The organism is Paenibacillus lacisoli, from assembly GCF_030580655.1.
GTDB lineage: Bacteria > Bacillota > Bacilli > Paenibacillales > Paenibacillaceae > Paenibacillus > Paenibacillus lacisoli.
Map to the genome: position 1 here is coordinate 14,459 of NZ_JAUQTB010000009.1, position 13,142 is coordinate 27,600.

8 protein-coding genes are annotated in these 13,142 nt (G+C 50.5%); 5 read left to right on the forward strand and 3 right to left on the reverse strand.

Annotated features, from left to right (window positions below; genetic code table 11):
* Positions 1 to 46: 46 nt before the first annotated feature.
* Complete coding sequence (locus tag Q5741_RS14880) at positions 47 to 1,285, reverse strand: extracellular solute-binding protein (protein ID WP_305024898.1); 1,239 nt, start codon at positions 1,283 to 1,285, stop codon at positions 47 to 49.
* Between the two features lie 297 nt (positions 1,286 to 1,582).
* Here Q5741_RS14880 and Q5741_RS14885 point away from each other — a divergent pair, with 297 nt between their 5' ends.
* The 5 genes from Q5741_RS14885 (at position 1,583) to Q5741_RS14905 (ending at position 9,429) form a co-directional block, all read left to right on the forward strand.
* Positions 1,583 to 2,485 (forward strand): ArsR/SmtB family transcription factor, encoded by a 903-nt coding sequence (locus Q5741_RS14885; RefSeq protein WP_305024899.1) that lies wholly within the window; start codon positions 1,583 to 1,585, stop codon positions 2,483 to 2,485.
* Between the two features lie 243 nt (positions 2,486 to 2,728).
* Positions 2,729 to 5,278 (forward strand): LamG-like jellyroll fold domain-containing protein, encoded by a 2,550-nt coding sequence (locus Q5741_RS14890; protein WP_305024900.1) that lies wholly within the window; start codon positions 2,729 to 2,731, stop codon positions 5,276 to 5,278.
* A 230-nt stretch (positions 5,279 to 5,508) separates the two neighbouring features.
* On the forward strand, positions 5,509 to 6,282 hold the full coding sequence (locus Q5741_RS14895; RefSeq protein ID WP_305024901.1) for a TerC family protein: 774 nt from the start codon (positions 5,509 to 5,511) through the stop codon (positions 6,280 to 6,282).
* 338 nt (positions 6,283 to 6,620) lie between these two features.
* Positions 6,621 to 6,917 carry an ArsR/SmtB family transcription factor gene (locus tag Q5741_RS14900; protein ID WP_305024902.1) on the forward strand — a complete coding sequence of 99 codons (297 nt, stop codon included), beginning with the start codon at positions 6,621 to 6,623 and terminating at the stop codon, positions 6,915 to 6,917.
* Entirely contained in the window at positions 6,910 to 9,429 is a 2,520-nt protein-coding gene (locus tag Q5741_RS14905; RefSeq protein ID WP_305024903.1) for an FAD-dependent oxidoreductase, read from the forward strand. The genes Q5741_RS14900 and Q5741_RS14905 overlap by 8 nt, the downstream gene beginning before the upstream one ends.
* Positions 9,430 to 9,581: 152 nt before the next feature.
* Here the strand turns inward: Q5741_RS14905 and Q5741_RS14910 are convergent, their stop codons facing one another.
* Positions 9,582 to 10,166 carry a hypothetical protein gene (locus tag Q5741_RS14910; protein ID WP_305024904.1) on the reverse strand — a complete coding sequence of 195 codons (585 nt, stop codon included), beginning with the start codon at positions 10,164 to 10,166 and terminating at the stop codon, positions 9,582 to 9,584.
* Between the two features lie 198 nt (positions 10,167 to 10,364).
* Positions 10,365 to 13,001: an S-layer homology domain-containing protein gene (locus Q5741_RS14915; RefSeq protein ID WP_305024905.1), complete on the reverse strand. Its 2,637-nt coding sequence runs from the start codon at positions 12,999 to 13,001 to the stop codon at positions 10,365 to 10,367.
* Positions 13,002 to 13,142 lie beyond the last annotated feature (141 nt).

Below are 13,142 nucleotides of genomic sequence, written 5' to 3' on the forward strand. Positions count from 1 at the left end.
TGCCACTTGAGCATACCGCATCCATGGCACATCACCAGCCGCCTGTTTACTTCGTCGTACTTTGGCCGCTTTGAGCAATTTTGTCCTCGACAGTCTTCTGAATCGTCTTCAGCCCTTCATCAATCGGCGTTTTCCCGCGGACTATATCACCGGAATACGTATCCAGAGCTTCCGCAATATATGGATAGTACTCATAGGTGTATATATGAAGTGACTTAATTTCTTTCTCATCCTTGGTGAAATAGGACTGCATGTATTTCTGGTATTCCGGGCTCTCGTTGATGTTCTTACTCGCTACGATCTGGCCGGCTTCAGCCCATTTGATGGAATGGGTACGAATGAATTCGAGGAAGCTGGCAATCCCCTGCTCCTTCTCGTCGGTTCTTTTGTCATTCTTCAGCATCGCGAACAGGTGGGAGGAAGCCCGGTTCGTAAACTTGTCGGCTGAAGGAGAGTAGACGTTCGTTACACCGAAGTTCAGTCCTTCGACTTTGGCATGGGCCGTGGAGCTCCAGGTTCCGTCAGTGGAGAACAGCACATTGCCGGATTGGAACATCAGATAACCGTCTTCCCCATTCGGGGTCATCAGACCCGCATCATTGATTTTCTTGACGGCTTCGAACGCCTGTTTCATGACAGGGGTATCAACCGCAGGTTTGCCATTCTCTTCAATATCACCATTGAAATTCTGAATCTGGGACAGGATCACCCAGCTGAGCAGCGCATCGTTGACGACATAGTCGCCCTTGTCCAGCTTGCCTTGAAGGGACATCATCTCATCTAGGGTGATGACATTGTCATCGAGGAAATGTTCAGCGTTGTACTTCTTAAGCAGGTCTTTGTTGTAATACATCACAACACTATGAATATCGAGCGGAATCGTATACTGCGTGTTATCCATATTGCCCACCGACCAGGCTTGCGGAAGATAGTTGTCCTGCTTGAGCTCCGGCTGTGCTTTCATCACATTAGTCATCGGTTGAATCAGTCCCTGCTTCACATACCCAGGTACACGGTCAGCATGGATAATCGACAGATCCGGTACACCTTTGCCCGAGTTCAATACCGTGGACAGCTTGGTGTACATATCCGAGGTGACGACGTGTTTGACTTTGATCTCCGGATTGGTGGCGTTGTAGTCTTTGACCAACTGGTCCATGTACGCTCCGTCATCCCCGGTCAGCGGGGTCCAGAATGTGATCGTGTTCTTGTCGCTGCCGCACCCGGATAATACCATTGTTGTTAAAAGGACAAGCATGATAAAAAGACCCATCTTTTTTTTCAAAACTTTCTCCTCCTGCTTCTGTTAATTAACAATATGGTTAACTACAGAATATTTTTATGAATCAAATGACTTGGGTTCAGTATACTTCTGCCATGAAAACGGTGTCAATAACCATTTTATAAAACAATCATGAATATTAATAGACTAATTAACAATCGGATTCACTAAAATGTTAAATAAGTCGAATTAAAAGTTATTCAGTGAATAATATTATTAATATCAACTCGACAAACCTGGATATTATGTTATGATCCATGTTATGTGTATCTCGAATATATAGAGAAAGAAGTGACCCCTGTGCAGCTTGAAATCGATAACTCCTCATTGGTCGTCTATGAAGCTCTTGCCAGTGAAGTACGGATTCGCATTATACAGCTTCTGTCCAATAATAAAATGAATATCAAAGAGCTTGCAGAAGAACTGCAGATCAGCAGTCCGATCGTAACCAAACATGTACAGAAGCTGGAAGATGCCGGTATTATACGGACCGAGAAAATCCCGGGCAAATCCGGCCTGCAGAAGATATCAATCCTCAAGGTGGATCATATCGAGATTAATTTCCCGAAGAAAATATTTCACTCCTTCGCCTCCTACAAGACGTCGGTTCCGATCGGGCACTATACGGATTTTGACCTGAAGCCGACCTGCGGGCTTGCTTCGGAGAAGGATTTTATCGGGCCTGTCGATGAACCGAAATACTTTATGGACCCCAAGCGGGTGGAAGCCCAAATTCTTTGGTTTACCAAAGGCTTTATCCAATATCAGATTGCCAACTTCCTCCAACAGGACGAAAAGCTGCAGCAGTTCGAAATCAGCATGGAGCTGTCCTCTGAATTTCCGTTCGCGAACGATGTGTGGCCCTCTGATATCACTTTTACGTTGAATGGGCACGAGCTTGGCTGTTGGACCAGCCCGGGCGATTATGCAGATACCAGGGGGAAGTTAAATCCGGATTGGTGGCCGAGTAATCTGAATCAATACGGACTGCTGAAGACGATCCGGATTACGAATCACGGTACGTATATGGACGGGGACCTGATGTCAGCCTTATCTGTTGACGATCTGGATACCGGCTGTGACCGATGGACCTTCCGTATTGAAGTCAAAGAGGATGCAGCTCATGTGGGCGGTGCGACGATTTTTGGCAGGAAATTCGGGAATCACGCACAGGATATTAATTTTAAAATGTATTATCTGTAAAAGCATAATTCTTATAAAGACGCAAGGCGGCCCTGTCCTAGAGAAATCTATGCGGCAGGGCCGTCTTTTTGGATAAAATCATATTTACAAAAACATTAATACGTTGATATAATCACAAACATTAATGGCAAAATATCTGATTCATAAGGAGGAGATGACCGCCGTATCCTTATCCCGGCCCATCGTCAGCTATTGATCCGCAGGATTTGTAATCGTTTTCATTAACGAAAGGAGCATATCTGCATGACCAAAAAACGTAGGCTCAGCATGATTTGTCTTTCTCTATTGACTGCTGCCATTATGGTCCCTTCTACCCTGCTGGCTGAAGGAAACCAAGGCACCGCCTCTACTCCAAACAAGTCTGTAACCACAGCACAAGCCCCTGTCTATCAGAACGTATCGGTCCACGATCCCTCCATCGTCAAGGATGGGGATAGCTACTATGTCTTCGGGTCTCACATCGAGGCTGCCAAGTCCAAGGATCTAATAAGCTGGACCCGGTTTACCAATGGTTATACAACACCGGGCAACACGCTGTATGGCGACCTGTCTGCCAATCTGTCAGAATCTTTTGCCTGGGCTGGCCGGAACGATTCTGACAGCAAGGGCGGCTATGCTGTCTGGGCACCAGACGTATTCTGGAACAAGGATTATCTCCATCCGGACGGCTCCAAGGGCGCTTATATGATGTATTACAGCGCTTCATCCACTTATATCCGTTCAGCGATCGGTTTTGCCGTGTCGAAGCAGATTGAAGGTCCGTATACCTATGGCGGTACAGTCGTGTATTCCGGTTTCACCAGAGACGATGCCAAAGATAAAGACAGTGTCATTAATAAAAAATGGACCAACACCAATATCAGCAAGCTAATCCGCAGCGGCACCTTCTCCAATCCCCGTCCAGAGTGGTTTAACGCCGATGGCTCCTACGCCAACTTGACTTATCCGAACGCCATTGACGCCAACCTGTTCTATGACTCCAAAGGCAAGCTGCACATGGTATATGGTTCATGGTCAGGCGGAATATTCGAGCTGGAGGTAAATCCTCGTACGGGCATGCCGATCTACCCGGGCCAAGATGGTATAACAGAGGACGGCCGGTTAATTGACCGTTATTTCGGCACCAAAATCGCTGGCGGTTACGGTAAATCCGGCGAAGGTCCGTATGTCGTCTACAACAAGGAAACCGGTTACTACTACCTCTATGTTACTTATGGGTGGCTGGGTGCTGATGGCGGCTATAACATGCGGGTATTCCGTTCGAAGCAGCCGGAAGGTCCGTATGTGGACAGCCTGGGACAAAACGCTGTGCTTCCAGGCAATATCGATAATGCCCCCTACGGCAATAAGCTGATCGGCAATTATCTCTTCGACCGAAAAGTCGGTGATCCGGGTACAGGCAGCGGCGTTGGTTATGTTTCCCCAGGGCATAATTCAGTCTACCAGGATACCGCTTCCGGCCGGGCCTACCTCGTCTTCCATTCCCGTTTCCCGCAGACCGGAGAAATGCACGAACTGCGTGTGCATCAGATCTTCATGAATGAGCAGGGCTGGCCTCTGATTGCTCCTTACCATTACGGAGGTGAGTCACTCAGCAAAGCAGACCGCCAGGATGTTATTGGTGATTACAAGTTGATCAACCACGGACGCAGTAACAGTGCAGATATTCAGCATGCCTCTTCGATTACGTTGAACAAAAATAATACTGTAACCGGGGCTGTTCAGGGAACATGGAAACGAACCGGTCAATATCAGGCCTCCTTGACCTTGTCCGGTGTGACGTATGAAGGGGTGTTCCTGCGCCAGTGGGATCCTGTTTCCCAGCAGAGGGTCATGACCTTTACCGCCTTGTCCAAAGACGGGACTGCCATTTGGGGCAGCAAGCTGCCAAACGAAGATGACCGGGAAGTCGTGGCAGACGTTGTCCAGGACCTGACTCTCGGGGATACCAGCCAGGTAGTCGCCAATCTGAGCCTACCTACCGAAGGCAGCCGTCAGACGACCATCTCCTGGACGACATCCAACGCAGATGTCGTGACCACAGCCGGAGAAATACATCGCCCGGCATCCGGTTCGGGGAATAAAAGTGTTGTGCTCACAGCTATCATCACCAAAGGAAAGGTCACCGCAACCAAACGGTTTGACATTACGGTACTTCCTTATTCAGATGCCAAGCTCACCGCCCGCTACTCCTTCGAGAATGACCTGAAGGACGGAACAGGTTCTTACGCAGCCGGTACGATAACCGGAAGTAAGCTGGACCAAACCGGCGGGAAGATCACCTATACGGACGGACATCAGGGTAAAGCGGCATCCTTTGACGGAGCAAGCGGCATCCGTCTTCCGGACGGGCTTATCAGCAGCAGTTCATATTCAGTATCCCTCTGGGTCAAGCCGGAGCAGCTGTCTCTATACACCACCACCTTCTTTGGCGCCAAAGACAGCACTAATTGGGTCAGTGTCGTTCCGATGGGACCTGCGTCCAATCAGACGATGGTCTGGTCCGGCAGCGAAACCTGGTATGATGCAGCCGCAGGGCCTGCTATCCAGGCCGGTGAATGGACACAATTAGCCTTCTCGGTAGACCGCGGTACGCTGACCGTCTACGTGAATGGCGTCGCCAAGTTTACAGGTTCCCATTTTAAGGACTTGTTCACCGGTCCGGGCGGCACCTTCAGTCTTGGTGTGAACTGGTGGGATCCGCCGTTTCAGGGACTGATCGACGAGCTGACCCTCTATGAGGGAGCGCTGACTCCACAGCAGGCGGCAGATCTGGCCAAAACCTCACCCTGAAGCCACCCTGAAGCCACCCAGAAAGCCAGGGTCTGCGTATGAAAAACTAGCATCAGCCTTCCGGTTTTGTCCATCCGCTGTTCGATCCAACTCCTGTTCTGCCCGGCATATTGTCCGCATGAACTTTGTATACTATTGCTGAGCAAGTAAATGATACTGCTATACAGCCTGATTCGCCGTTTTACACATACTGAATATCACTGGGGCCGGGCACGGGGGAGGACAACAAATTGGATGCATTGTGGCTGGAATATGCTTGGGCTCTGCTTATTTTGATCGGACTGGAAGGACTGCTGTCAGCGGATAACGCACTGGTGCTGGCGGTTATTGCTAAGAACTTGCCGGAAAAACAAAAGAAACGCGCACTCAATTACGGAATTATTATGGCCTTTGTTTTTCGCTTTGCCGCATTGTTTGCCATTTCTTTCATCGCCAATGCCTGGTGGGTACAGGCAATTGGTGCAGCTTACCTTCTGTACCTTGGTATCAAACACATCATCCAGGCCCGCTTCGGCAAGAAAAACAAGAGTATAGACAAGGAAACGAGACGGGAAGGTGAAGGGAAAGATTTTTGGCCAACAGTGGGAAAAATCGCGCTTGCTGATCTCGCCTTCGCGATTGATTCCATTCTGGCGGCGGTTGCCCTTGCGCTCGGTCTCCCGGATTCACCGCTAGGCGAATTTGGAGGGATGGACGGCGGACAATTTATCGTTGTGGTGCTTGGCGGAGTTGCGGGTCTAATTTTGATTAAGTTTGCAGCCAGCTGGTTCGTACGTCTACTGTCCCAGCGCCCTGCTCTGGAAACGACAGCCTATGCCATTGTTGCCTGGGTTGGGGTTAAGCTGGCCGTCATTACGCTGGCCCATGAGGACATCGGAATATTGAATCACGATTTTCCGCACAGCACAGGCTGGACCGTTGTGTTCTATATAGTCCTTCTATCCATTGCACTCCTCGGCTGGTTCGCACCCAGCAATAGAACGTCAAAGACAGGGCAAGTATAACCGGGATGCATGTACCAGGCAGGCACTCTGTACGTGTTTAAGACCTCATCAAAAAGTCAGCCGATCGTTCGGATCGGCTGACTTTTTTTAAATTGAATCACTGAAGCTACAAATACAGCCATCAGCTGTTCGATCGCAGTGTCTACAATTCGTTCCCCGTTTGATTATAAATGCTTTCCTGGTTTTAACTTCGTTTTAGTGTATCGACTTTATAAAGCTCAGATTCAGATGCAAATCGATCTGGCACTACTCTGTTCCCAATAAAAACTAACTTGTAATTCTGTACAATATATCGTATTATTCGAATATAACGATAAACAAATATTAAGGAGGGCGTCATGAATAGCAATTTCAAAGCCTACAACCAAACCGCAGACATTTTGAAAGCCATCGCCCATCCCGTGCGGCTCTGCATTCTCCGAGGCTTGATCGAGAAAGGCAGCTGCAACGTTTCCTATATGCAAGAATGTCTGGAGCTTCCACAGTCCACCGTATCCCAGCATCTGCAAAAGCTCCGTTCCCTTGGTATTGTCGAGAGCGAACGTAACGGCCTGGAGATCAATTATTCCGTCAAAGATGAGAAGGTTAAGCAGTTAATTACTTTATTTCTAGGAGAGATCAGTCATCATGAGTAAAAAAGTATTAATCGTCGGCGGTGTCGCCGGAGGCGCATCTGCTGCTGCAAGACTTCGCCGGTTAGATGAGGAAGCCCATATCGTCATGTTCGAGCGGGACCCGTATATTTCGTTTGCCAACTGCGGGCTCCCCTATTATATCGGAGGATCCATTCAGGACCGCTCCAAGCTGCTCGTGCAGACACCGGAAGCCATGCACCGGCGCTTCAATATCGATATCCGCACACAGAGTGAAGTGGTTTCTGTTGACCCTGTGCATAAAAAAGTACGTGTACAGAGCCAAGAGCGCGGCGAATATGAGGAAAGTTATGATGCGCTGATTCTGTCTCCGGGGGCCAAACCCGTGGTTCCTGAATGGCCGGGAGTGACAAGCGATAAGATTCACACACTGCGCAACATTCCGGATACAGACCGGATTAAAGCTAAGGTACATGAAGAAGGTACACGTTCTGCTATCGTTATTGGCGGCGGTTTTATTGGTGTCGAGATGGCTGAGAACCTTCGAGAAGCCGGGCTTGATGTTACACTGATCCAGGCAGGCAGCCAGATTCTGGCTCCGTTCGATCCGGAGATGGCTTCTGTTCTGGCCAAGGAGCTGGAGGACCGCGGCGTACGGCTGCTCTTCTCCGATATGGTGCAAGGGTTCGAAGAAACAGCCCGCCGGATTCGTGTAAAGCTGGCCAGCGGCCGCATGCTCGAAAGTGAAATGGTGCTGCTCGCCATTGGAGTGAAGCCCGATACAGCATTCCTGCAGGACAGCGGTCTGGCTTTCGGTCCCCGAGGCCATATCGTGGTCAATGAACGAATGGAGACCAGCCTCCCGGATGTTTATGCCGTCGGGGATGCTGTAGAGGTAACGGACCTGGTCAACGGCCGGAAAACAGCCATTCCGCTTGCCGGGCCAGCGAACAAACAGGGCCGGATCGCGGCAGACAATGTATGCGGACTCGGCACAGCCTATAAAGGTTCACAAGGTACGTCCATTATTAAAGTCTTTGGCTTAACCGGAGCCGCTACAGGTAACAACGAAAAAACACTGCAGGAATTAAACATTCCTCACCATGTCGTTCATGTGCACCCAAGCTCCCATGCATCCTATTATCCGGGAGCAACGCCAATTTCGCTGAAGCTGCTATTCAGCCCTAAGGGGACGATACTTGGTGCACAGGCTGTCGGTTATGACGGGGTAGATAAACGGATCGACGATATCGCTACGGTTATTCGCTTCCGCGGCACGGTGACGGATCTGTCCGGGTTGGAGCTGTCTTATGCTCCTCCTTATTCTTCGGCTAAGGATCCAGTCAATATGGCCGCCTATGCAGCGGAGAATGTACTTCACGGCATGAGCGAAGTAATCCTGCCGGCCGATCTGGATCAACATGATGCGAATAAGATCATGCTGGTAGACGTACGGACAGAAATTGAATTTGCCAACGGGCACATAGAAGGTGCTGTTAACATTCCGGTGGATGAACTCCGCAGCCGTCTGGATGAACTGGACGCTTCCAGAGAAATATGGGTCTACTGCCAGGTTGGCCTGCGCGGATATACAGCTTCCCGTATTCTCAAGCAGAAAGGTTACCAGGTGAAAAATCTGAGCGGGGGTTACAAGACGTATCAGATGAGCCGCTATACAGCCAAACCCATGGATATCCAGCCGCCAGAACAGACGCACACTGGATTTAATGAACCTGCAAAACCCGCTGCTCCTGCGGAGCATCCCGCTTCGGTATCCAATTCTTCCGCACCGCATGCTGTGATACCAGCTGCCGACATGACCGTCGACGCTTGCGGTCTGGCTTGTCCGGGCCCCCTGCTTCAGGTGAAGCAGAACATGGATCAGCTGGAGGATGGCCAGATTCTGAAAGTGACCGCTTCAGATCCGGGCTTCTATGAGGACATCAAATCATGGGCGCGGATGTCCCGCAACGGGCTGCTGCAGCTGAACAAACGCCAGGACGGGATCATTGAGGCGTACCTGAACAAAGGCAATACAGGGATGACCTCCTCACCGGTTCCATCTGAAGCGCAGGCTGTTTCTAATGATAGAACCACTATGGTCGTATTCAGCGGTGATCTGGACAAAGCCATTGCGTCGTTCATTATTGCCAACGGTGCAGCAGCCAGCGGCAAGAAGGTCACCATGTTCTTCACCTTCTGGGGATTGAACATTATCCGCAAGCATGAGAAGGTGCCTGTCGCCAAGGGACTGGTCGGTAAAATGTTCGGTGCTATGATGCCGCGCGGCAGCCGCAGGCTGTCGATGTCTAAAATGAACATGCTTGGCATGGGGCCGCAGATGATCCGCTCCCTCATGAAGAGTAAAAATGTGCCTTCACTGGAAGAGCTCATTCAGACAGCGATCGACCAGGGGGTCGAAATTATTGCCTGTCAAATGTCGATGGACCTGATGGGCATTGACCGGGCCGAGCTGATCGAAGGGATCGGGTACGGCGGTGTTGGTGCTTATCTGGGTAAAGCGGATCAGACCGGACACAATCTGTTTATTTAGAAAAGACATTTTTTTTCAAAATGCAATAAAAAGGCACCGGCATTCCTGCTTGTCTGGAACGCCGGTGCCTTTTTTCAATACAGACAAACCGGATTCAATTCTTTATACCTGTTACGCAATAGACAGGGCATTCAAGCATCGGTACAGCCGGTTTAATCCAGCTCGATCTCGAGACGTGCCAGGACACCCGCAGGATTGTCAGCGCTGCGGTTCGCATTGGATGGGAAATTAAAGGCTGCGATGACAATATCATTACTGCCTGAACGAAGGAATTTTCGGATGTTAAAGGTTCTACCCGGATTAAAGAAAGAATTGTTCGCTTGAGGATTATCAATCAGCACAGACCGTCCGTTGATCAGTACGATGGCAAAGTTATCGACGGCCAGGAACAAGCTGGCTCTCTGAACATCGTTTCGGATCGTGAACCTTCTGGCAATCACCGCCGCAGGTCCGTTCGGGTCATTTTGCCCCCAGACATAAGATTCTCCGCTCTGCGGTGCGACCCATGCCGGGTTCCGTTCAATTTCGATTGCGTTTACCCAATTGCGGTCCGTACCTATTCTTCTTGTTCTCCGGGTGATCACAACAGACTTTTGGGTATTTAACTGCTTTTGCGCCTTCATCATCATTTTCATGGCCTTGGCCACGCTGCTGGCCCGAATCCCTCTATATCCTTTAGATGTCTTGACCTGCTTGCTCTTATTTTTCGCTTTGCCCACCGCTGTTTTTTTTAACATGCTCTGTCTCCTCCTTTATTAACGAATCTTCAATATGTATATGAATCTACGCTCTTGATCGAAAGGGACAAATCATATTGTCTCTTCGCTCAAATCTCACAGCTCCGATAGACTCCTTTCACAACGCGGCAGTAGCAGCAACAAAAAAGGCTTTGCCCCCGAGGGCAAAGCCTTTTCTTTATATCATCTGTCCAGCTTTTACAAACCTTGAATCAACTCTTTGATAGAGCTGTCGCTCTCCAGAGCCCGGATAATAACCGTTACGGCTTCAGCCCGCGTAGCCATGCCCTTCGGACTGAATGCAGAGGCAGATGTCCCTGCGATTAGCTTGGCCGATGCCGCCTGCCTGATGATATCCGCAGCCCAGTAACCGCTGCCCACATCTGTGAAGCGTGGCTGTACATTGGAAGAGAGTATATTAAGATTCAGTACACGTCCGATGATCGCTACCATCTCGGCACGGGTAATGGCCGCATCCGGCTTAAAGCTTCCGTCCGCATAACCGCCTATGATTCCCTTTTCCGCCAAAGCACCGATATAACCCGCAGCCCAATTGGAGCGTACATCCTTGAACGTCCCGGAAGCCGGACTTGACGCCAGTCCAAAGGCACGGGAGATCATGGCAGCATATTCTGCCCGGGTTACAGATGCATTCGGACGGAATGCCCCATCCGCATATCCATCAACAATACGCAGCTTCATCGCCGTCTGAATCGTGCTGCCTCCCCAATGACCGGCTGTATCGCTGAATGTTTTGTTCATATGATTCGCAGCGGCCGCAGCATCCTTCACAGCCTTCAGGACCGCGTCCTGACTGACAGCACTGGATTGAAACGGATTCACCTTGACCGTCGGTACAGAAGGTACTGATGGTACAGAAGGCACTGTCGGGACAGGTGCTGCCGGCTGTGGTGCCGTAGCTGCAGGAGTCGTCCCGCCGCTTCCAGCCGAGCCGTTAGAGCCGGTTGAACCTCCCGGATTGGAGCTCCCCGGGTTCGTCCCGCCTGGGCTCGTGCCGCCCGGATTCGGATTGCTTGGAATCGTCGTATCGGTAACTGACAGTATAATCTGATTATTTTGATAGCTTATTTCGGCACTGTATTTGCTCGGCAGCCCTTCAACCTGGACAGAGGAAAACTTCCCGTTCCGTTGGTTGCTGCCGTAAGTCATAAGAGTAACAACGCCGCTGCCCGGCTTATAGCTATCTTCGAATTTCACATGAAGCTTGCCATCAATGTTCACGGTCCCTTTGACATCAAGCACGTCATTGGCACCCGCCAGGTTAAGCTCCAGCGCACCTTCTGCAGTCTGGGTGAAATCTCCGTTCACGGTCATTTTCCCGGTGACCTTCTCCATGACTGTACCATGGGTATTAACGACCTCACCGCTGCCAAAGGCCGCTGCGTTATCTGCCTCTAGTATGCCCCCATTAATTTGAGTACCGCCCGAATACGTGTTGCTGCCCATCAGCTGCAAGGTGCCGGTTCCTTCCTTCGTCAGCCTGCCGGGACCCGAGATATGGTTCCGCCAGTGGTCGGATGCATGGAACCCGCCTTTTGCGGCATCCATATTCACGGTCACGTCGCTGCTGAAAGCACCATATCCATCTGCAGCTGCGAATAGATTCAGGCGTCCCCATCCTTCCGGATCGTCCAGCACAGGATAACCCGAAGGAAGCCCGGTCGTCGCGAGCACCATACGGCGCTGATCACCGCTCAGATAAGGCAGACGGGTCTCCAGCAGCACCTCAGCCCCTTTCGGGACCACTACAGGCTGGGATGTGGAATTAATCTGAGTAAATCCGTAGGTCAACCGCTGGGTGTACTGCGCCTTATTTTTATTATAATCACGGAAGCGGTCTTCCGCTGTACCCTCCTGCTTGAGCAGAATATCATGAGCCTGGTCATACGCCGCCTGCTTAAGCGCCGCATTATCCGGGTCAGCCAGTGCAGCTGCCGCCAGGGCTGTTGCCATGGTGCGCCCGCCAATGACATCGAGTGGTGAATGCATGCCGGCTACAATCCGGCTGTTCCCCATTTCCGAAGCCCGGGTCAACAGCTCCTGGAACCGCTCGGGTACCGCATAGGCCAGTGACAGCGCCGCGAGATATGAAGCGTTGGTATGACCGCTCGGGAAGCCTCCGTCCGTAGCCGGTGTCATGCTGATCGCCGGAACGAGAGCAGGAACAATGATGGACGTATCCCGCCAGCGGAACGGCCGTTTATAATTGTAAAAATTTTTGGCCTGTGTTGTTGAGGCATAGTTCCCCCGCACCGTTCCGATCAGATCCACCATCTTGCCCAGCTCGGAATTGGAGTCGCCTCCTTTATTATCACCGTTGCCGTCGTTGTACTTTACCGTCTTGGCATCCTCCGGGATGCTGTTAATGGTAGTGTAGGTACCTGATTTGGCCCGATAGACTTCAGATAATGAACCGAGGCCATCGACTGCCCCATAGGTCTGATTTCTCCGGTCATCGTAATAGGCCCTGTCTGCTTCTTCCGGGGTACGGCTGGCTGCAATGTCGGCCACATACTGAATATTCGCATCCAGCACACTGCTGTTACGTATCGTACCGTTATCCCAGGAGGATCCGGGTTCCCACAGTTCCAGATATCCGGACAGGATTCCGATTGCTGGATTGGAATAGACGGCCTTATTCACGGGCGTATTATTTTTGTAGTTGTCTACAAAGTGTCCCCATGCCGGTGCTGCCGGCAGTTCTCCCATGTAACTGGTTGAAGCAGCTGTTGCTGGACTGAAGGGAACGGTACTGGATAGTACTGCCACACCCAATACAGCGGATAACAATTTTTGGTTGGTTTTTGTTTTCAAGCGTGTCTGCCCCTATCGTTTTAATTTTAATTTTGATTCGAATCGGTCTCAATGTAGCAGACAGCCTCGCTATTTCTCAATGCAACAATTTCTCCTTTCTATCAATTTCGGATGAATTCGACCGGTTTTTTGCAATTTAAT